Source organism: Mesorhizobium sp. M0659, assembly GCF_040320605.1.
Taxonomy (GTDB): Bacteria; Pseudomonadota; Alphaproteobacteria; order Rhizobiales; family Rhizobiaceae; genus Mesorhizobium.
The window spans coordinates 341,442-362,758 of the sequence record NZ_JAMYPY010000005.1; the positions used below are offsets into that span (position 1 = coordinate 341,442).

The window sequence follows — 21,317 nt, forward strand, 5'->3', positions numbered from 1 at the left end:
TGGGAGGTAATCATGCGACTTCTGAAGACCGCGCTCGTCGCGGGCGCCCTTGCCGTGCTGTCCGTCACGACCATCGCTGCATATGCTCAGGACACCAAGATAGGTTTTATCGTCAAACAGCCCGAGGAGCCGTGGTTCCAGGACGAATGGAAGTTCGCCGACCAGGCCGCCAAGGAGAAGGGTTTTACCCTGGTCAAGATCGGCGCCGAGGACGGTGAGAAGCTGATGTCGGCGATCGACAATCTCGGCGCGCAGGGCGCGCAAGGCTTCATCGTCTGCACGCCTGATGTGAAGCTCGGCCCCGGCATCGTCGCCAAGGCCGCCGCCAACAATCTCAAGCTGATGACGGTTGATGACCGTCTGGTCGGCGCAGACGGAAAGGCGCTGGAAGACGTGCCGCATATGGGCATTTCGGCGACCAAGATCGGCGAGGCCGTCGGCCAGGCGATCGTCGACGAAATGAAGGCGCGCGGCTGGAAGGCCGACGAGGTCGGCGCCATCCGCGTCTCCTATGATCAGTTGCCGACCGCCGTCGACCGGGTCGAAGGCGCCATTTCGGTGCTGAAGGCCAACGGCTTCAAGGCCGAAAACATCTTTGACGCGCCGCAGGCCAAGACCGATACCGAGGCTGCGCTCAATGCAGCGACGGTGGTACTCAACGCCCATGCCGACATCAAGAAGTGGGTCTCCTTCGGCCTCAACGACGAAGCCGTTCTCGGCGCCGTGCGCGCTTCCGAAAGCGTCGGCATCCCGGCCGAAAACGTGATCGGCGTCGGCATTGGCGGCGCGGATTCGGCGATCAACGAGTTCAAGAAGCCGACCGCCACCGGCTTCGTCGGCACGGTGATCATCTCGCCGAAGCGTCACGGCTACGAGACTGCGCTCAACATGTATGACTGGGTCGCCAACAACAAGGAACCCGAGAAGCTCATCCTGACCGCCGGTGCGCTGGCCAAGCGCGACGACTACCAGACGGTCCGCAAGGGTCTCGGCATCGAATAATCCTCCCTGTACAAACAGGCGGCGGCTCACAGTCGCCGCCTGTTTGGCATGGCAAAAGGATAGGCGCCCCATGTCCTTTCTCGACTTCTCGGAAATCACCAAGACCTATCCGGGCGTCAAGGCGCTGTCGGACGTCTCGTTCGGCGTCCACAAGGGCGCCGTGCACGGCCTGATGGGCGAGAACGGCGCCGGCAAATCCACGCTGATCAAGATCCTGTCCGGCGACCAGCATGCCGATGACGGCGAGATCCTCATCGACGGCAAGATGCAAGCCTATGCAACGACGCGAGATGCCTTCGACAATGGCGTCATCGTCATCCACCAGGAACTGCAGCTGGTTCCTGAGCTCACTGTTGCCGAAAACCTCAGCCTCGGCCGCTTCCCCACCAACGCCGGCATCATCGCCCGCGCCAGAATGCTGGAAGACGTCGGCGCCAAGCTGAAATCGGCGGGCATCGACCTCGATATCAGCCGCAAGGTCAAGACGCTGTCCATCGGCGAACGGCAGATGGTCGAGATCGCCAAGGCGATCATGCTCGACGCGCGCGTCATCGCTCTGGACGAGCCGACCTCGTCATTGTCGTCGCGCGAAAGCGAAATCCTGTTTGCCCTGATCGACCGCCTGCGCGGCGAGGGCAAGGTCATCATCTATGTCTCGCACCGGCTGGACGAAGTGTTCCGCCTCTGCGACAGCCTGACCGTGCTGCGCGACGGCAAGCTCGCGGCGCACCATGCGTCGCTGAAAAACGTCACACGCGACCAGGTCGTCGCCGAAATGGTCGGCCGCGAAATCTCCGATATCTGGGGGTTTCGCCCACGCCCGGCCGGCGATGTCCGGCTGAAGGTCGACGCTGTTTGCGGAGTAAAACTGACGACGCCCGCCAGCTTCGAGGCGAGGGCGGGCGAGATCGTCGGCTTCTTCGGCCTGATCGGCGCGGGGCGCTCGGAACTGATGCGGCTGGTGTTCGGCGCCGACCCGCGCTCAGGTGGCACCATTACCATTGATGGCAAGGTCGTGCATGCCACCGATCCGCATGACGCGATCCGCGCCGGGATCGTTTTGTGCTCGGAAGACCGCAAGCATGACGGCATCATCCAGGGCCGCTCGATCGAGGAGAACATCAACATCTCGTCGCGGCGTCATCACACACGCTTCGGAATCTTGAACCGCGCCAGCGAGATCGCCACCGCCGAGACCTTCATCAAGAAGCTCAAGGTGCGCACGCCGTCGCGCAAGCAGGACATCATCAACCTCTCCGGTGGCAACCAGCAGAAGGTCATTCTCGGCCGCTGGCTGTCGGAGCAGGGCGTGCGCGTGCTTATCGTCGACGAGCCGACACGCGGTATCGATGTCGGCGCCAAAGCGGAAATCTACGAACTGCTCTACCAGCTTGCCGAAGACGGCATGGCGATCGTCGTCGTCTCGTCCGAACTGCCGGAAGTGATGGGCATTTGCGACCGCATCCTGGTGATGTGCGGCGGGCGCATCAGCGCCGAACTCGCCCGCGACCAGTTCGCCGAAAAAGCGATCCTGGCCGCTGCTCTTCCCGATCAGAAACCCCCCGACGCGATCGCATCCTGAGGATCTTTACCATGACCGATCAGTTGAAGAAGATCCTGCTCGGCGAACAGGGCCTCGTCGTCATCTTCATCGTCGCCTTCGTGCTGGTGTCGCTGCTGGTGCCGAACTTCCTCACCGACCGCAACGTGCTCGGCCTGCTGCAGTCGGTGGTCACCGTCGGCATTGTCGCCTGCACGATGATGTTCTGCCTTGCCGCGCGTGACTTCGACCTCTCGGTCGGCTCCATCGTCGCCTTTGCCGGAATGGTCGCGGTAATGGCGTCGAACTATACCGGTTCGATCCTGCTCGGGCTTCTCGCGGCAATCGCCTGCGGCGCCTTCGTCGGCTTCATCAATGGCGTCGTCATCGCCAAATTCCGCATCAACGCGCTGATCACGACGCTTGCCACCATGCAGATCGTGCGCGGCCTTGCGCTGATCGCATCCGATGGCCGCGCCGTCGGCATCAACAGCCCGGATTTCTACCAGCTGGCGCTATCCAAGCTGTTCGGCATTCCGACGCCGGTCTGGGTCCTGGCCGTGCTGTTCTGCATCTTCGGTTTTGTCCTCAATCGTACCGTCTTCGGCAAGAACACGCTGGCCATCGGCGGCAACCCGGAGGCCTCGCGCCTGGCGGGCGTCAATGTCGACTGGACGCGCATCTGGATCTTTGCTCTGCAAGGCGTGGTCTGTGGCATCGCCGGCATCCTTTTGGCCTCGCGCATCACGTCGGGCCAGCCCAATGCGGCGGTCGGGCTTGAACTCTCGGTCATCTCGGCCTGCGTGCTCGGCGGCGTCTCGCTTGCCGGCGGCCGCGCCACCATGTCGGGCGTCATCGTCGGCGTGCTGATCATGGGCATTGCCGAAAACGCCATGAACCTGCTCAACATCCCAGCCTTCTACCAGTACATTGTGCGCGGCGTGATCCTGCTGCTTGCCGTTTTGCTCGACAATCTGCGTTCGTCGGCACTGGGCCGGCGCTGATCCGTCTTCCAGTGGAGTGACAGCCATGGCTGAGCGCCTGTCCGGCAAACGCATCTTCCTCACCGGCGCCGCGCAAGGCATCGGGGTTGCCATCGCCGAGGCCTGCCTGGCCGAAGGGGCAAAGCTGTTCCTGGTCGATCGCGACGGCGCGCTGCTGGACAAAACGGTCGCCGGCCTTGCCGCACCGCGGGGCCATGTCGGACATACCGCAGCCGACATCAGCGACGGGGCCGCGATTGCCGCTGCCGTCGGCCGGGCGACCGACGCGATCGGGCCGATCAACGCGCTGATCAACAATGCCGGGATGAATGTGTTCTCGACGCCGCTCGAGGCGACCGAGGAGGAGTGGAATCGCAATTTCGATGTCAACGTCAAAGGCGCCTGGAACTGCGCCAAGGCGGTGCTGCCGGCAATGATCGCAAATGGCGGTGGCGCGATCCTCAACATCGCCTCGACGCACAGCTTCACCATCATTCCGCACACGTTTCCCTATCCCGTGGCCAAGCACGCGCTGCTTGGGCTGACCAAATCGCTGGCGCTGGAATATGCCGGGCAGGGCGTGCGCGTGAACGCGCTGGCGCCCGGCTATGTCGAGACGCAGAAGGCGACCGACTATTGGAACAGTTTTGCCGATTCGGTTGCGGCGCGCGCCAGGACGCTGGCGCTGCATCCCGGCGGCCGCATCGCCTCGGCGCGCGAGATCGCGCTGGCCGCTGTGTTCATGATTTCTGAGGAGTGCCCGTTCATGAACGCGGCGACCCTCGTCGTCGATGGCGGGCTCAGCCAGCTACAGCATCCCGCCTGAACGCTGGAGAGGCTCTATTTCTACGGCGTCGACCGCCGGCTTAATGGCGCAAGCCGTAGCGATCAGAAACGCTCGCGATAGGCGCGCGGGTTGGTGCCCAGCACGCGCAGAAAGCCGCGCCGCATGGTTTCTTCCGAGCCGAAACCGCAGCGGCGGGCCGTCTGGTTGACGGGCTGGCCCCGCTCCAGCATCCGCCGCGCCGCCTCGATCCGGATCTCCTCGATCGCGCGGGCAGGTGTCCGGCCGGTGGCCTCGCGATAGCGCCGCGAGAAGCTGCGCGGGCTCATATTGGCGTGGTCGGCCAACTGCGTGAGCGACAGGTCACCGGCCAGATTTTCGAGGATCCAGCCATGCAGCCGGTCGAAGCGTCCGTCGCCTTGCTGCAGCTTGAGGGTCTGGCTGAATTGCGCCTGGCCACCGGGACGTTTCAGGAAGACCACCAACTCGCGCGCCACGCCGAGCGCCGTGTGCCTGCCAAGGTCGGCCTCGACGAGGGAGAGGGCGAGATCGATCCCCGCCGTTACGCCGGCGGATGTCCAGACATTGCCGTCGCGGATGAAGATCGGATCGGGTTCGAGCCGGACCGCGGGAAAGCGCCGGGCGAACTCCGCGCAGCGTCCCCAATGGGTCACCGCGCGGCGGCCGTCGAGCAGGCCAGCCGTCGCCAGCAGCATGGCGCCGCTGCAGACGGAAGCGGTTCGGGTGGCATCGCGCGAGCGACCGGCGATCCACTGGACCAGCACGGGATCGTCGCAGGCCGCGTTGACGCCCCATCCTCCGGGGACAAGCAGCGTGTCGATCTTACCTCCGTGGGTTGGCAGCACTGCTGCCTCCAGCACGAGACCGGCCGATGTCCGGATGCGCGGTGAGGCGGCGACGACCACGACCTCGTAAGGAGCCGGTTCGCCGGCCTGCCTTTTGAAATCATTGGCGCTGGCAAAGACCTGCAGCGGTCCGCTGACGTCGAGGAGCTGGATGTCGGGATAGGCAAGTACTTCGATACGGCGCATTGGTTTGGCCCGAAGCGAGGGATGAATGGCAATCGTGCCAAACCATGATGCCGTAGATTGCCGGAAGTCAACCCACGGAGATTTCCATGCCCCTTCGTTTCGGCATCCTCGTATTCCCCGACGTCCAACAACTCGACCTCACCGGCCCATACGAAGTCCTGGCATCGGCCAAGGATGCCGAGGTGGAACTGATCTGGAAGGATCGCAACCCGGTGACGTCATCGACGCGCCTCTCGCTGACGCCAACCGCGACCTTTGACGATTGCCGGCCCCTCGACGTGCTGTGCATTCCTGGCGGGGGCGGGGTCAACGCGCTGCTGGAGGACCAGACAGTCCTCGATTTCGTGTGGGAGCGCGCGGGGCAGGTGCGCTACATCACCTCCGTTTGCAGCGGTGCCCTGGTGCTTGGGGCGGCCGGACTGCTGAGGGGCAAGCGCGCGACCACGCACTGGTATGCGCATGATTTCCTTGAGGAGTTCGGAGCGATCCCGGTCGACGAGCGTATCGTCGAAGACGGCAAGCTCATCACCGCCGGCGGCGTCACTTCGGGGATCGACTTCGGCCTGGCGCTGGTTGCGAGGCTGCTTGGACAGGAGGAGGCCGAGATCGTGCAGCTCTCGCTCGAATACGCCCCGGCTCCTCCCTTTCGGTCCGGCACGCCCGCCGAGGCGTCGCCTGCGGTGCTGGCGCAGGCAAAAAAGCGCCTCTCTGGTTCGAGGCGGGTTCGCGAGGCAATCTTCGCTCGCTGGCGCGAGGCTCGCGCCGCCGCTGCGCCGGCGCGCATCCACGGCTGAAGCAGCAAGGCCGAAGGTGCATCCCCTGGCCCTTCGGCCTTGCTGCGTTTCCACTGTTGACAGGTCCCTTCGTCTGTGCAGAAATTGGTTGGACCATTGAACCACTTCGGTAATAGCCCCGGTGACCCAATTCAGCCTTCCGCCGATCCAGACGACGGCCCGCGACGACGCGGTGCTGAAGGCGTTGGCCGGCTTCGTCATGCGCGAGAAGCTGGAACCCGGTGAGAGGCTGCCGACCGAACGCATCCTCGCTGAGCGTCTGAAGGTCAGCCGCAATACGGTGCGCGAGGCGCTGACGCGCTGGGAAGGGCTTGGCCTGGTCGAGCGCCGGCAGGGCTCGGGCACCTATCTCAAGGCCGCCGTCTCGCTCGACATGCTGCACATGCCGCTGACGCTTGCCGGCGGCAATGATTTCACCGGCCTGATGCGCACGCTGGAAATCCGCCGCGCGCTGGAAGCGGAAGCCGCCGCCCTTTGCGCCATTCGTGCCGACAGGGACGACCTCGCCGAGATCGAGCGCAAGCTCGACATCATGGAGGAAGAGTTTCTCAGCCGCGCCGGCATGTCGTCGGAAGAGGACTGGGAATTCCATCAGGCGATCTACCGCGCCTGCGGCAATCCGCTGTTCGAGCAGATTATCGCCGCCATGCACGAACTGTTCCACCGCTTCTGGGAACATCCGCTCGGCGTGCGCGATTTCGGCCACGCAAGCTTTCCCTACCACCGCACCATGTTCGACTGCATCGCCGCGCACGATCCGGAAGGCGCCCGGGCCGAAGCGCTGAAACTGATCGCCACGGTCGAGGACGATTTGAAGCGCGGCGCCGCCAACCTCAAACTTTCGGTCCGCACATGAACGAGCACAGCTTCGACCCAGGCATTTCCGGCAGCGACTATCTCGCCGAGGCGGCGACGCTTCTGGCGCATGACGACCCGTTCCCTGGCAATGCGGTGGTGCCGCCGATCTACCAGACCTCGCTGTTCACCTTCGCCAGCTATGCCGACATGGCCGACACCTTTGCCGGGCGCAGGAAGCAGCCGATCTATTCGCGCGGCGACAACCCGACGGTGATGGAATTCGAGTCACGCGTCGCAGCGCTCGAAGGTGCGGAAGCCGCGCGCGGATTCTCCAGCGGCATGGCGGCGATCAGCGCGACATTGCTTGCCTTTGTCGGCGCCGGCGAGCGCATCGTTGCGGTGCGCAACTGCTATGGTGACGCCTACCGACTGTTCGAGCGGTTGTTCCCGCGCCTGCACATCAAGGTCGACTATGTCGACGGCTCCGATCCGGATGCGGTGGCCGCGGCTCTTCCCGGCGCCAAACTGCTCTACCTGGAAAGCCCGACCTCGATGACGTTCGAGCTGCAGGATCTCGAACATCTGACGCGGCTGGCGAAAGAGCAGGGCATCGTCACCACCATCGACAATTCCTGGGCGACGCCGGTGTTCCAGAAGCCGATCCTGCACGGCGTCGATCTGGTGCTGCATTCCGCCTCGAAATATCTCGGCGGTCACAGCGACACCGTCGCCGGCGTGGTGGCCGGCTCGGCCGCTCACATCAAGCATATCAACGACCAGACCTATTCGCAGCTCGGCGCAAAGCTGTCGCCCTTCGAGGGCTGGCTGCTGTTGCGCGGCCTGCGCACGCTGCCGCTGAGACTGCCGCATCACATGAAGAGTGGGCTCATCATCGCCGAGCGCTTGAAGGCGCATGACAAGGTCGAGCGGGTCAATCATCCCGCCTATTCCAACCATCCCGGCAAGAAGACGCTTGCCGGCTATGCCGGGCTGTTCTCCTTCGAGGTGACGGAGGATGTCGACATTCCCGCTTTCGTCGATGCGCTGAAATTTTTCCGCATCGGCGTCAGCTGGGGCGGTCATGAAAGCCTGGTCGTGCCGGCAAAGGCCTCGCTCGAGCAGACACCGGGTCTCAATTCGATGGCGCGCTTCGGCGTCAGCCCCCGAACCATCCGCTTCAATGTCGGATTGGAAAGCGTCGAAGACCTCTGGGCCGACATCGGCCAGGCCTTCGACAAAGCAAAAAAATGACTGGGTTCAAAATGGGAGTTCTGAACATGAAACGACTGAGCATCATGCTTGCCACCGCTGCCGGCCTGGCGATGTCCGCCAGCGGCGCGCTGGCCGATACCACCCTCAAGCTGGTCGAGGTCATCACCAGCCCGCAGCGCACCGAATTCCTGAAGAAGCAGATCGCCGAGTTCGAGGCCGCCAATGCCGGCGTCAAGGTCGAGGTGGTCTCGCTGCCCTGGGGGCAGGCTTTCGAGAAATTCCTCACCATGGTGCAGGCCGGCGATACGCCCGACATCGTCGAGATGCCGGAGCGCTGGATGGGCCTGTACGCCACCAACGGCCAGCTCGAGGATCTCGGCCCTTACATGGCCAAATGGGACGACGCCAAGACGCTGGGCGACCGCGCCAAGCAATTCGGCTCGACCGTCAACAACACCCAGTTCATGATCCCGTACGGCTACTATGTGAATGCGCTGTTCTGGAACAAGAAGTTGTTCAAGGAGGCCGGTCTCGACGGCCCGCCGGCGACGCTCGACGACTTCATCGCCGACTCCAAGAAGATCTCCGCCATTCCAGGCAAGTACGGCTATTGCCTGCGCGGTGGGCCGGGCGCCTTCAACGGCATGCACATGTTCATGAACATCGCCGCTGGCAAGGGCGGCTACTTCAACGAGGACGGCACCTCGACCATCAACGAGGAGGGCTCGGTCAAGGGCCTGCAGATGCTGGCCGACATGTACAAGGACGGGCTGGCGCCCAAGGATGCGGTGAGCTGGGGCTTTAACGAGACCGTCACCGGCTTCTATTCCGGCACCTGCGCCATGCTCAACCAGGATCCGGATGCGCTGATCGGCATTGCCGACAAGATGAGTGCCGACGATTTTGCAGTGGCGCCGCTGCCTGTGGGGCCAAGCGGCAAATCCTATCCGACGCTGGGCTATGCCGGCTGGGCGATGTTCGCCAATTCGCAGCACAAGGACGATGCCTGGAAGCTGATGGCGACGCTGTTGTCGCCCAAGGACAATCTCGAATGGGCCAAGGAAGTCGGCGTCGTGCCGATCCACAATGGCGCCGACCAGGATGCCCACTTCAAGACCGAGCAGTTCAAAGGCTGGTTCACCGAACTCAGCGACGCTTCCAAATATGAAATGGTGACGCCGCCGACACATCTGGAGAACCTCGGCAATTTCGTCGACCAGGTGGCGATCAAGAATTTCCAGGAAGTGCTGCTCGGCCAGAAGTCGGCCAAGGACGTTGCCGATCAATGGGCCGCGTTCCTGACCAAGGAACAGCAGGACTGGCTGGCCAAGAACAAGAAGTAGTTCTTCCACCTTCTCCCCGTTTACGGGGAGAAGGTGGCCCGAATGCATGTCGCCCAAAAGTGCGTAGCGGTTTTGGGACAACGACATGCACAGACAGGCCCGGATGAGGGGCAGCTCGAGCACCCCAAGGCTGGCGCCGCCCCTCATCTGCCTGCCCGTCCTCCGCAGCAGCTGTGCTGCAGCTACGGAGGGTGGACCGGCATCTGTTCCCCAATGAACGGCGACGCTTGTTGCCAATCCGCTCCTCCAGGAGACGATCCAGAAGCCAATGACCTACGCCGTACCCGAAATACGATCCGCAGGCCGACCGCGAAAGAAGCGGCTGACGCATGCAGCAATCGAGCCCTGGCTTTATCTCAGCCCGGCGATCGTTCTGCTGGTCGTGGTGCTGCTGGTGCCGCTGATCATCGGCATCAGCTATTCGTTCCGGAAGTTCTCCGCCTTCAAATCCGAATATGTCGGCCTCGGCCAGTATCAGGCGATGCTGACCGACCAGGTGCTGGGGCAGGCGCTGGTCAACACGCTCTGGTGGACCGTCGCCAGCCTGTTCTTCCAGTTCTTCCTCGGCCTGGGTCTGGCGTTGCTGCTCGACAAACCGTTTGTCGGGCGCAAGTTCGTGCAGGCGGTGGTGTTCCTGCCCTGGGCGGTGCCATCTTTCCTGTCGGGCCTGACCTGGGCGTGGCTGTTCAATCCGATCATCGGACCACTGCCGCATTGGCTCTTCACGCTCGGGCTGAAGGCCGAGCCGACCAATGTGCTGTCCGATCCGGCGACCGCCATGTGGGGGCCGATCATCGCCAACATCTGGTTCGGCATTCCGTTCTTCGCCATCACCCTGCTGGCGGCGCTGAAGTCGATCCCGTCGGAACTGCATGAGGCGGCCGCAATCGACGGCGCTTCGCCTTGGCAGCGCTTCACCAAGGTGACGCTGCCGTTCCTGGCGCCGACCATCGTCATCACCGTCATGCTGCGTACGATCTGGATCGCGACCTTCGCCGATCTGATCTTCGTCATGACCGAGGGCGGGCCGGCAGGCTCGACCAGCACGGTGCCGGTCTACATCTATGTCAGTGCCTTCAAGTCGCTGGACAAGGGCTATGCCTCCGCGGTGGCGGTGCTGCTCTTGATCTTGCTGATCGCCTATGCGATCGCGCTGATCGCCATCCGCCGCTTGCTGGTGAGGCACGTCTGATGATTGCCGGACGCTCCACCTCCTCGCGCATCTTCAGCGGCATCGGCCTCTACGCGGCGATTGCCGCCTATATGATCTTTGCGCTGTTTCCGATCTTCTGGACGCTGAAGATTTCGGTAACGCCGGAGCGGCTGCTCTATTCCGAGGGCATCACGCTGTGGCCGTCGCAGACCTCCTTCCGCAACTTCATCACTGTCCTGGAAGCCTCTGACTTCCCCCGCTATTTCCTCAACAGCGTTATCGTCTCGGTGTCGACGGCGGCCCTGGTGACAGTCATCGCCACGCTCGCCGGCTACGCCATGTCGCGCTTCACCTTTCGCGGCAAGGCAACGCTGGCGATCATGCTTTTGCTGACGCAAACCTTCCCGCTGGTGATGGTCATTCCGCCGATCTACCGCGTCATGGGCGAGCTTGGCCTGACCAACAGTCTGGTTGGTCTGATCATCATCTACACCGCCTTCAACACCGGCTTCGCCACCTTTCTAATGCAGTCCTTCTTCGACGGCATTCCGAAGGATCTGGAGGAAGCGGCGATGATCGACGGCTGCACGCGGGCGCAGGCGATGCGCAAGGTGATCGTGCCGCTGACCTTGCCCGGCATGGGCGCCACGCTCGGCTTCGTCTTCACCGCCGCCTGGAGCGAATTGCTGTTCGCGCTGATGCTGATCTCCAGCGACGACCAGAAGACCTTTGCCGTCGGCCTGCTCACCTATATCGGCAAGTTCGCCGTGGACTGGGGGCAGATGATGGCGGCGTCGATCCTGGCGCTGATCCCGGTCTGCATCTTCTTCGCCTTCCTGCAACGCTATCTCGTCACCGGCCTCACCGCCGGCGCGGTCAAAGGATAATCGATGGCTTCCGTCACGCTGCAAAACGTCGAGAAGGATTACGGTTCGCTGCGCATCCTGCACGGCGTCGACCTCGAGATCGCCGATGGCGAGTTCGTCGTGCTGGTCGGCCCGTCCGGCTGCGGCAAGTCGACCCTTTTGCGCATGATTGCCGGGCTGGAGGAGGTGTCGGGCGGCGAGATCCATATCGGCGATCGGCTGGTCAACGATGTCGCGCCGAAGGACCGCGATATTGCCATGGTGTTCCAGTCCTACGCGCTCTATCCGCACATGGATGTGTCGTCGAATATGGGTTTCAGCCTGCTTTTGAAGAAGGCGGAGAAGACGAGGATCGACGGCAGGGTAGGGGCGGCGGCCAAGCGCCTCGGCCTCGACAGTTTCCTCGGCCGTCTGCCCAGGCAACTGTCCGGCGGCCAGCGCCAGCGCGTCGCCATGGGCCGCGCCATCGTGCGCGATCCCAAAGTGTTTCTGTTCGACGAGCCGCTCAGCAATCTCGACGCCAAATTGCGCGTGCATATGCGCGCCGAGATCAAGGCGCTGCACCAGCAGCTCAAGACCACATCGGTCTATGTCACCCACGACCAGATCGAAGCCATGACTATGGCCGACCGCATCGTCGTCATGCATGACGGCTATGTGCAGCAGGTCGGCCATCCGCTCGAACTCTACGATCGGCCGATCAATACTTTTGTGGCCGGCTTCATCGGCTCGCCCGGCATGAATTTCTTTCCGGCGACAGTGGCCAAGGGCGGCAAGGTGGACGCGGTGCTGGCCGACGGCCAGAAGCTGCGGTTGCCTGATGGCTTGCCGTTGAAGGATGGCGATGTGCTTACTGTCGGGCTACGGCCGGAGCACATCCAGCTTGCCGACGATGGTCCGCTCAGGGCAGAGGTCGAGGTGGTCGAGCCGCTCGGCCTGTCGACGCAGTTCTATGTCCGGCTCGCCAACCAGCTGGTTTGTGTCTTCGTCATGGGACGCAGCACTATCCGGCCTGGCGATAAGGTGCGGCTGTCTGCCGATCCGGCGGCGCTGCATCTGTTCGATCCCGCAAGTGGCAACCGCATCGGGTAATCCTATCGAAGGCTGCCCAGGCTGGCATACATGCCGGTGGTGCGGAACTGCGTCGGGTTGATGCCGTAGAGCCGGCGGAAGACTTTCGAGAAATAGTTGGCGTCCTCGAAGCCGCACAGGATGGCGACCTCCTTGACCGGCAGGAAATCGGCTTTGGTTAGCAGCTTCGCCGCCCGCTGCAGCCGCTGCTGCAGCACGAACTCGGCCGGCGGAACGCCTTCGCTCTCGGCGAAGCAGCGCGAGAAATGGGCGCGGCTGAGGCCGCTGATCTGGACGAGCTCGGCCACGGGCAAGGGCTTGTCGAGATTGGCGTTGATATGATCGATGACCGGCTGCATGACGCTCTGTTTCTCAGTGAAGGCGTGCGAGCCGAAGACATCGTCGTAAAGCGCCATCGCCGCCTCATAGGCGATTGCCGAAGCAGCGCCAGGCGAAGCGCCGCCCTTGATCAGGCGCAGGCTGCAATCGGCGAGATGATCGATCGTCTCCGGCTGCAGCCGAAACACCGGGCCGGAGACGCTGAGTATGGATTTGTGGACGCGCAGCGCCTCCTCGCCATTCATCGAGATCCAGAAATATTCCCAGCGGTCGCCCTTCTCCAGCCAGTAGCGATGGTTGTGTGGCACCAGCACCAGCAGCGTGTCGTTGGCCTGCAGGCGGTAGTTGCGGTTCTCGTAGCGCAGCTGGCCGGTGCCGCTGATCGTGTGCTGCAGCACGGTGAACGGTGTCTGGCCGCGCTTGCGCCCATCCCAGTCATAGGTCACGCCCTCGCGTACTTCATAGCCGGTGCTGGTTGGCATGGCATGCAGGCGCTGGCGGCCGCGCGGCAGCGAGATGGTGCGCATCAACTGTCCGTTGGCGATCAGATCATGCAGCACAAAATTACCCTCGAAAGCATAATCGTTCTCTGGCCGCGCCCTGGAATAACGGCATAATCCAAATCCTGAGAACGCGAAAGACCCGCGGTCGAGGAGCGGGCGGGGAGGAGAACGAGCCGGAATTCCGGCTCGAATGGCATGCGCGCCGAGGCGAGCCGCCATTCCCTTTCCTGTTGCTCCTTACCCGGCATTCGAATGCATCGAGGTGAGGTGATGAGTTTCAAAATCGCTATTATCGGCGCCGGCAGCGTCGGCTTCACCAAGAAGCTGTTCACCGATATTTTGTGCGTCCCGGAATTCAGCGACATCGAATTCGCGCTGACCGATCTCAGCGAACACAATCTGCAAATGATCAAGGCGATCCTCGACCGCATCGTCGAGGCCAACAAGCTGCCGACCAGGGTGACGGCGACGACCGACCGCCGCAAGGCGCTGGAAGGCGCGCGCTACGTCATCAGCTGCGTGCGGGTGGGCGGGCTCGAAGCCTATGCCGACGATATCCGCATTCCCTTGAAATACGGCATCGACCAGTGCGTCGGTGACACGATTTGCGCCGGGGGCATCCTCTACGGCCAGCGCAACATCCCGGTCATCCTCGACTTCTGCAAGGATATATTGGAGGTCGCCGAGCCAGGCGCCAAATTCCTCAACTATGCCAACCCGATGGCGATGAACACCTGGGCGGCGATCGAATATGGCAAGGTCGATACGGTCGGCCTCTGCCACGGTGTCCAGCACGGCGCCGAACAGATCGCCGAAGTGCTCGGCGCCAAGTCGCACAGCGAACTCGATTATGTCTGCTCCGGTATCAACCACCAGACCTGGTTCATCGATTTGCGGCTCAACGGCCGCAAGATCGGCAAGGACGAACTGGTGGCTGCCTTCGAGGCGCATCCGGTCTATTCGCAGCAGGAAAAGCTGCGCATCGACGTGCTGAAGCGCTTCGGCGTCTACTCCACCGAAAGCAACGGTCATCTCTCCGAATATCTGCCCTGGTATCGCAAGCGGCCGGACGAAATCACCCGCTGGATCGACATGTCCGATTGGATCCATGGCGAGACCGGCGGCTATCTTCGCTACTCCACGGAAACCCGCAACTGGTTCGAGACGGAATATCCGCAATTCCTCGAAGCGGCGTCGAAGCCGCTCGACGTATCGAAGCGCTCGAACGAGCATGCCAGCCATATTCTCGAAGCGCTGGAGACGAACCGCGTCTATCGCGGCCACTTCAACGTCAAGAACACCGGCATCATCACCAATCTGCCGCAGGACGCGATCATCGAATCGCCCGGTTTCGTCGATCGCTTCGGCATCAACATGGCGTCAGGCATCACGCTGCCGGAAGCCTGCGCGGCCACCTGCATGGCTTCGATCAACGTTCAGCGGATGTCGGTGCATGCGGCTGTTACGGGCGACATTGACCTGCTCAAGCTCGCGGTGCTGCACGATCCGCTGGTGGGTGCGGTGTCGACGCCGGAAGAGGTCTGGCAGATGGTCGACGAGATGGTCGTCGCCCAGGCGCGTTGGCTGCCGCAATACGCCGATGCCGTGCCGGCCGCCAAGGAGCGGCTTTCGAAATCGATGGTGAAAACCCGCGACTGGGCGGGTGCGGCGCGGCGCAAAGTGCGCTCGATCGAGGAACTGCGCGCCGAAAAAACGGCCCTGAAACAGGCCGGCTGAGAATGCTGGCAGGCGGACAGCTGGAGGCCGGTTCGCCAATCAGCCGTCATGAATAGATGCGGCAGCAGCAGACGTCGAAACATCTGGGAGGAACACAATGAGGAACTTTCGTGGAATTGGCATTCTCGCCGGGCGAAGAATTGGCATTCTCGCCGGGCTGGCGCTGAGCGTCTCGGCATTGGCGCATGGCAGTGCATACGCGTCCGAGCCGACCACGCCGCCGGCGCCGGCGGCGTTTCCCGCCGAGGGCAAGATCAAATACGTCGCCCGCGATTCCATCCTGGAGTTCAAGGCGCTGCCCGAATATCACGAGCCCGACTGGGTCACCGAGAAATACGTCAAGACTGGCAAGCTGCCGCCGGTCAAGGATCGCCTGCCGAAGGAGCCGCTGGTGTTCAAGACCGGCAACATGCCGGACGGCATCGGCGTTTATGGCGACACCATGCGCCACGTCATTGGCGGCCGGCCGGAAGGCTGGAATTATGGCGCCGGCCAGACCCAAGGATGGGGCGGCATCGACATCGGCCTTTCGGAATGCCTGACGCGCACCGCGCCTTTGTTCCAGGTCGAGGCCAAGGACACCGAGCCGCTGCCCAACCTCGCCAGGAGCTGGGACTGGTCGAAGGATGGCCACACGCTGACCATGCACCTGGTCGAAGGCGCCAAATGGTCTGACGGCGTTGCCTTCAATGCCGACGATGTCATGTTCTACTGGGACGATGAGGTCGTCGACCCCAATGTCTCGCCGTTGAACGGCGCCACAGCGGAAACCTTCGGTGTCGGCACGACGCTGAAGAAGGTCGACGACTACACCGTCGAGTGGACCTTCAAGGACGCTTTCCCCAAACAGTATCTCTACGCCATGGCCTACGGCACCTTCTGCCCCGGCCCAGCGCATATCCTCAAGCCGCAGCATCCGAAGTACTCGAAGAATACCTACGAGCAGTTCAAGAACGCGTTCCCGCCGGAATATATGAACATTCCGGTGATGGGCGCCTGGGTGCCGGTGGAATATAGGCCCGACGACATCATCGTCTTGCGCCGCAATCCCTACTACTGGAAGGTCGACGAGAAGGGCAACCAGCTGCCCTATCTCAACGAACTGCACTACAAGCTGTCGACCTGGGCCGACCGCGACGTGCAGGCGGTGGCAGGGGCCGCCGACTTCTCCAACCTCGAGCAGCCGGAGAATTTCGTCGCTTCGCTGAAGCGAGCGGCGGACAAGGACGCGCCGGCCCGGCTCGCCTTTGGCCCGCGCCTGATCGGCTACAATCTGCGCATGAACTTTTCCGCCAATGGCTGGGGCAATCCCGACGAACGCGGCCAGGCGATCCGCGAGCTCAATCGCAATGAGGACTTCCGCAAGGGCATCACCATGGCGCTCGACCGCAAGGCGCTCGGCGACTCGCTGGTCAAGGGGCCGTTCACCGCCATCTACCCCGGTGGCTTTTCCTCGGGCACCAGCTTCTATGACCGCAACTCGACCGTCTACTATCCCTTCGACATCGAGGGCGCCAAGGCGGAACTGGCCAAGGCTGGTCTCAAGGATACGGATGGCGACGGCTTCGTGAACTTCCCGGCCGGGACCGCCGGCGGCAAGAATGTCGAGATCGTGATGCTGGTCAACAATGACTACGGCACAGACAAGAGCCTCGCCGAAGGCGTCGTCGGCCAGATGGAAAAGCTTGGCATCAGGGTCGTGCTCAACGGCCTCAACGGCACCCAGCGTGATGCCTCGCAATATTCCGGCCGCTTCGACTGGCTGATCAGGCGCAACGAGCAGGAGCTGACTTCCGTCGTGCAGAATACCGTGCAACTCGCGCCCGTCGGACCCAAGACCAGCTGGGATCACCGCGCGCCCGAAAGCGGCGTGGTCGACCTGATGCCGTTCGAAAAGGAGCTTGTCGACATCGTCAACAAGTTCGTCTCCTCGTCAGACAATGACGAGCGCGCCAGCCTGATGAAGACGTTCCAGAAGATCTCGACGGAGCATGTCTACAATATCGGACTGACCGAATATCCCGGCGCCCTGATCATCAACAAGCGCTTCTCCAACATCCCGCAGGGAACGCCGATCTTCATGTTCAACTGGGCCGAGGATTCGATCGTGCGCGAACGCGTCTTCGTCGCCGCCGACAAGCAGCAGAAATACGAACTCTTTCCCGACCAGCTTCCCGGCAAGCCCGGCGACAAGGGTCCGACGAACTGAGTTTCCTCCCCTGGCTGACGCCCGGCCGCGCTGCGCGCGCGGCCGGGACGGAGTAAGGTCAGCGGCAACAGATTAGATCCAAGGAGGAGAAACGGTCCGATGCTGCGATTCCTGGCCATGCGCATAGCATCGGCGGTGCCGGTCATGGTCATCCTGAGCCTGGTCACCTTTGCCATCATCCAGGCGCCGCCGGGCGACTATGCCGACTATATCCGTTCGCAGCTCATCAACCAGGGCGGGGCGTCTTTTGCCGAAGCCGACGCGCAGGCGCAGGCCTATCGGGTCGAGCACGGCCTCGATAAACCGCTGCCCGTCCAGTACCTGAACTGGGTCGCCGGCATCATCACCCGCGGCGATTTCGGCTACAGCCTCTATTACAACAAGCCGGTCGCCGCAGTGGTCGGCGAGCGGCTGCCGCGCACGCTGCTGCTGGCATTGGTCTGCCATCTGCTGGCGTCGGTGCTCGGCATCACCTTCGGCATCTGGGCGGCGACCAGGCAATACACATGGATCGACTCGGTGCTGTCGGCCATCTCCTTCCTCGGCATGACGGTGCCGCGCTTCCTGATGGCGCTGATCATCGTCTATCTCCTGGTCTTCCAGTTCAACGTGTCGGAGATCGGCAGCTTCTTCTCGCCGCAATATGGCGGCGCGCCGTGGTCGTGGGCGAAATTCGCCGACCTCGTCAAGCATGTCTGGCCGGTGGTGGCGATCGCCACCTTCGGCGGGCTCGCCTACAATATGCGCGTCATGCGCGGCAATCTGCTCGATACGCTGAACGCGCAATATGTCGAGACGGCCAAGGCCAAGGGCCTGACCGGCAGCGCCGTCGTCATGCGCCATGCCGTGCCCAACGCACTGCACCCGCTCATCATGTATCAGGGCGTGGTGCTGCCCTACATGCTGACCGGCGAGATCGAGACGGCGATCATCTTTGCGCTGCCGACGGTCGGGCCCGCCATCGTCGGCTCGATGGCGGTCGGCGACGTCTATGTCACGGCGACCTTCATGATGGTGCTGTCGGCAACGCTGATCGTCGGCAACATCATCGCCGACATGCTGCTCGCGCTGCTCGATCCGCGCGTACGCCAGTTCAGGGAGAGCTAGATGCTGGCGCGTGACCCATCCCCGCCGCCGCCCCCGGCTGAAGCAACCGCGATTGCGACCCCACGCGGCAATGAGAGCTATATGGCGCTGGTCTGGCGCCGGCTGAGGCGCTCCTGGACCGGCATGGCCGGGCTGATCCTGGTCGTGCTTCTGGTGCTGATGGCGCTGTTCGCCGATTTCTTCGCGCCGATGGACCCCAAGGCGACCGATGTCGCTTTCGCCCCGCCGCAAGTGATGAGTTTTCACGACAGAGACGGGAATTTCGTGCTCCAGCCGCGGGTCTATGCGCTGGCGGATTCTGCAGACCTCGACCCGGTCACCTTCCAGCCGGTCGTCGGGCCGGATTACGAGCATCCGCGCCTGCTCGGCTTCTTCGTCAAGGGCGCCGACTACCGGCTGCTTGGCCTGATCCCCGCCAACCGGCATTTCTTCGCTTCGGCCGACGGCCAGCCGGTGCATTTTCTCGGCACCGACAAATTCGGCCGCGATGTGTTGTCGCGCGCCATCCAGGGCTCGCGCGTCTCGCTGATGATCGCGCTGACGGTGGTGTTCATCATCACCGTCATCGGCACCACGGTCGGCATGGTCTCGGGCTATTTCGGCGGCCGCTTCGACGTCTGGATGCAGCGCTTTGTCGAGCTGGTGCTCGCCTTCCCGCAATTGCCGCTCTATCTTGCGCTGACGACGCTGATCCCGGTGACCGCGCCGACCAACGTCTTCCTCGCCTTCGTCATCATCGTCATGTCGGCGCTGGGCTGGGCGCAGATGTCGCGCGAGGTGCGCGGCAAGACGCTGGCGCTGGCGCGGATCGACTATGTGCGCGCTGCCATGGCGGTTGGCGCCACCGACATGCGTATCATCATGCAGCACGTTTTTCCCAATGTGATGAGCCACGTCATCGTCGCCGTGACGATCGCCATCCCGACGGTGGTGCTGCTCGAAGCCTTTCTCGGCTTTCTCGGCTTCGCCGTGAAACCGCCGCTGATCTCATGGGGGCTGATGCTGCAGGACACGGCTACCTATTCGGTCATCGGCACCTATCCGTGGATCCTGTCGCCGGTCGGCTTCGTGCTGATCACCGTCTTTGCCTTCAACGCGCTGGGCGACGGCCTGCGCGATGCCGTCGATCCCTATTGAGGTGGCCGGGATGACCGTAGCGCTCGCAGCCACCTTCGCACCAGCCGTCCGGCTCGACCATGCCGGCCGCCACGACCAACCCATCATCGATGCCCGCAACATCGAGGTCGCCTTCAAGGTCGAGCACGGCGTCGTCAACGCGGTGAAGGATGTCTCGTTCCAGCTCTATCGCGGGGAGACGATCGCCATCGTCGGCGAGTCCGGTTCCGGCAAGTCGGTGACGGCGCGCGCTGTCATGGGGCTCTTGTCAAAGCGGGCCACCGTGTCGCCGAAATCCACCATCGACTATTGCGGGCAGGACATACTGAAATTCCCCGAGAGCGCCCGGCGCAAGTTGCGCGGCAATCGCATCTCGATGATCTTCCAGGAGCCGATGAGCTCGCTCAACCCGATCTATACGGTCGGCAGTCAGATCGTCGAGGCGATCAGGGTGCATCGAAAGGTCAGCCGCAAGCAAGCCTGGGCACGGGCGCTCGAGCTTTTGCGGCATGTCCAGATCCCCGAGCCGGAAGCGCGCATCAAACAGTATCCGCACCAGATGTCGGGCGGGCAGCGCCAGCGCGTGATGATCGCCATGGCGCTCGCCAACGACCCCGATGTGCTGATCGCCGACGAGCCAACGACAGCGCTCGACGTCACGGTGCAAGCACAGATCCTCAATTTGATCCGCAATCTGCAAAAGGAACTCAGGATGGCGGTCATCCTGATCACCCACGACCTCACCGTGGTGCGGAAATTCTCGGACTATGTCTATGTCATGCAGCATGGCGAGATGTGCGAGCACAACGTCACCGAGCGGCTGTTCGCCGACCCGCAGCATGCCTATACCAAGCGGCTGCTCGCTTCAGAGCCGCACGGCAAGCCGCAGCCGCTGCCGGAAAACAGCGGCACCATCCTCGAGGCCCGCAATATGCGCGTCTGCTTCATGCTGCGCCATGGCATCTTCCTGAAGCCGGACTGGCGCGAGCTCGTCGCCGTCGACGATCTCGGCCTGAAGCTTTGCCGCCACGAGACACTGGGGCTGGTCGGCGAATCCGGATCCGGCAAGACCACCTTCGGTCTCGCCTTGCTCAAGCTCACCGAGGCCAAGCGCGGCGAGGTCAGCTTCGACGGCCAGCCGATCCACGGCCTGTCTCGCGCCGGGATGCGGCCGCTGCGCTCGCGCATGCAGGTCGTTTTTCAGGATCCGTTCTCGTCGCTTAACCCGCGTATGACGATCGGCCAGATCATCGAGGAAGGGCTGGTCGTCAACAGGATCGGCGCGACACGGCGCGAGCGGGTCGGTCGGGTTCGCGACGCCCTGGTCAGCGCCGGCATGCCCGGCGATATCCTGTCGCGGTTCCCGCACGAATTTTCCGGCGGCCAGCGGCAGCGCATCGCCATTGCCCGAGCCATCGCGCTGGAGCCCGAATTCATCCTGCTCGATGAACCGACATCGGCGCTCGACCTTTCGGTGCAGGCGCAGATCATCGACCTGTTGCGCAAGCTGCAGGACGAACGCGGCCTTAGCTATCTCTTCATTTCGCACGACCTCAAGGTGGTGCGCGCGCTCTGCCATCGCGTCATCGTCATGCAGAACGGCAAGATCGTCGAACAGGGGCCCGTCGACGAGGTCCTCACCCATCCCAAGACCGCCTACACCGAACGGCTCGTCAGGGCCGCCTTCGACGTGGCGTAGCAAAGTGCC

The 21,317-nt window shown here is 63.0% G+C and carries 18 protein-coding genes; 16 read left to right on the forward strand and 2 right to left on the reverse strand.

The window, feature by feature from the left end; genetic code table 11:
- The first annotated feature begins 12 nt into the window (after positions 1-12).
- The 4 genes from NKI31_RS11420 (at position 13) to NKI31_RS11435 (ending at position 4,351) form a co-directional block, all read left to right on the forward strand.
- Positions 13-1,002: an arabinose ABC transporter substrate-binding protein gene (locus NKI31_RS11420; RefSeq protein ID WP_023668118.1), complete on the forward strand. Its 990-nt coding sequence runs from the start codon at positions 13-15 to the stop codon at positions 1,000-1,002.
- A gap of 70 nt (positions 1,003-1,072) precedes the next feature.
- A complete protein-coding gene (gene araG / locus NKI31_RS11425) occupies positions 1,073-2,584 on the forward strand; it encodes an L-arabinose ABC transporter ATP-binding protein AraG (RefSeq protein ID WP_352651516.1) in 1,512 nt (503 codons plus the stop codon).
- An 11-nt stretch (positions 2,585-2,595) separates the two neighbouring features.
- Complete coding sequence (gene araH / locus NKI31_RS11430) at positions 2,596-3,546, forward strand: L-arabinose ABC transporter permease AraH (RefSeq protein ID WP_352651517.1); 951 nt, start codon at positions 2,596-2,598, stop codon at positions 3,544-3,546.
- Positions 3,547-3,571: 25 nt separating this feature from the next.
- Positions 3,572-4,351, forward strand: a complete 780-nt coding sequence (locus NKI31_RS11435; RefSeq protein ID WP_352651518.1) for an SDR family oxidoreductase — start codon at positions 3,572-3,574, stop codon at positions 4,349-4,351.
- A 62-nt stretch (positions 4,352-4,413) separates the two neighbouring features.
- On the opposite strand, the gene NKI31_RS11440 is transcribed toward NKI31_RS11435, so the two are convergent.
- Positions 4,414-5,361, reverse strand: a complete 948-nt coding sequence (locus NKI31_RS11440) for a GlxA family transcriptional regulator (RefSeq protein WP_023685300.1) — start codon at positions 5,359-5,361, stop codon at positions 4,414-4,416.
- Positions 5,362-5,447: 86 nt separating this feature from the next.
- Here NKI31_RS11440 and NKI31_RS11445 point away from each other — a divergent pair, with 86 nt between their 5' ends.
- From NKI31_RS11445 to NKI31_RS11475, 7 genes are all read left to right on the forward strand, one after another.
- Positions 5,448-6,155, forward strand: coding sequence for a DJ-1/PfpI family protein (locus NKI31_RS11445; RefSeq protein WP_023691357.1), 708 nt, complete (start codon positions 5,448-5,450; stop codon positions 6,153-6,155).
- A gap of 121 nt (positions 6,156-6,276) precedes the next feature.
- Entirely contained in the window at positions 6,277-7,011 is a 735-nt protein-coding gene (locus NKI31_RS11450) for a FadR/GntR family transcriptional regulator (RefSeq protein ID WP_023691356.1), read from the forward strand.
- Positions 7,008-8,204, forward strand: a complete 1,197-nt coding sequence (locus NKI31_RS11455) for a PLP-dependent transferase (RefSeq protein ID WP_023691355.1) — start codon at positions 7,008-7,010, stop codon at positions 8,202-8,204. The genes NKI31_RS11450 and NKI31_RS11455 overlap by 4 nt, the downstream gene beginning before the upstream one ends.
- A gap of 26 nt (positions 8,205-8,230) precedes the next feature.
- Positions 8,231-9,508, forward strand: a complete 1,278-nt coding sequence (locus NKI31_RS11460; RefSeq protein ID WP_023687906.1) for an ABC transporter substrate-binding protein — start codon at positions 8,231-8,233, stop codon at positions 9,506-9,508.
- A gap of 268 nt (positions 9,509-9,776) precedes the next feature.
- Complete coding sequence (locus tag NKI31_RS11465) at positions 9,777-10,700, forward strand: carbohydrate ABC transporter permease (protein ID WP_023687907.1); 924 nt, start codon at positions 9,777-9,779, stop codon at positions 10,698-10,700.
- Positions 10,700-11,548: a carbohydrate ABC transporter permease gene (locus NKI31_RS11470; protein WP_352651519.1), complete on the forward strand. Its 849-nt coding sequence runs from the start codon at positions 10,700-10,702 to the stop codon at positions 11,546-11,548. Before NKI31_RS11465 ends, NKI31_RS11470 begins: the two co-directional genes overlap by 1 nt.
- A 3-nt stretch (positions 11,549-11,551) precedes the next feature.
- On the forward strand, positions 11,552-12,619 hold the full coding sequence (locus tag NKI31_RS11475; protein ID WP_023691353.1) for an ABC transporter ATP-binding protein: 1,068 nt from the start codon (positions 11,552-11,554) through the stop codon (positions 12,617-12,619).
- A gap of 2 nt (positions 12,620-12,621) precedes the next feature.
- Here the strand turns inward: NKI31_RS11475 and NKI31_RS11480 are convergent, their stop codons facing one another.
- Positions 12,622-13,464 (reverse strand): AraC family ligand binding domain-containing protein, encoded by an 843-nt coding sequence (locus NKI31_RS11480; RefSeq protein WP_081725414.1) that lies wholly within the window; start codon positions 13,462-13,464, stop codon positions 12,622-12,624.
- A gap of 246 nt (positions 13,465-13,710) precedes the next feature.
- On the opposite strand from NKI31_RS11480, the gene NKI31_RS11485 reads away from it, so the two are divergent.
- The 5 genes from NKI31_RS11485 to NKI31_RS11505 all read left to right on the forward strand — a co-directional run bounded on the left by NKI31_RS11485 (position 13,711) and on the right by NKI31_RS11505 (position 21,308).
- Positions 13,711-15,177 carry an alpha-glucosidase/alpha-galactosidase gene (locus tag NKI31_RS11485; protein WP_023687911.1) on the forward strand — a complete coding sequence of 489 codons (1,467 nt, stop codon included), beginning with the start codon at positions 13,711-13,713 and terminating at the stop codon, positions 15,175-15,177.
- 97 nt (positions 15,178-15,274) lie between these two features.
- Complete coding sequence (locus NKI31_RS11490; RefSeq protein WP_352651520.1) at positions 15,275-17,386, forward strand: ABC transporter substrate-binding protein; 2,112 nt, start codon at positions 15,275-15,277, stop codon at positions 17,384-17,386.
- A gap of 99 nt (positions 17,387-17,485) precedes the next feature.
- Positions 17,486-18,493, forward strand: a complete 1,008-nt coding sequence (locus tag NKI31_RS11495) for an ABC transporter permease (RefSeq protein WP_023668135.1) — start codon at positions 17,486-17,488, stop codon at positions 18,491-18,493.
- The gene (locus NKI31_RS11500; RefSeq protein WP_352651521.1) at positions 18,494-19,630 is read left to right on the forward strand and encodes an ABC transporter permease; all 1,137 of its coding nucleotides are present in this window, start codon (positions 18,494-18,496) and stop codon (positions 19,628-19,630) included.
- Positions 19,631-19,640: 10 nt separating this feature from the next.
- The gene (locus NKI31_RS11505) at positions 19,641-21,308 is read left to right on the forward strand and encodes an ABC transporter ATP-binding protein (protein WP_352651522.1); all 1,668 of its coding nucleotides are present in this window, start codon (positions 19,641-19,643) and stop codon (positions 21,306-21,308) included.
- Positions 21,309-21,317 lie beyond the last annotated feature (9 nt).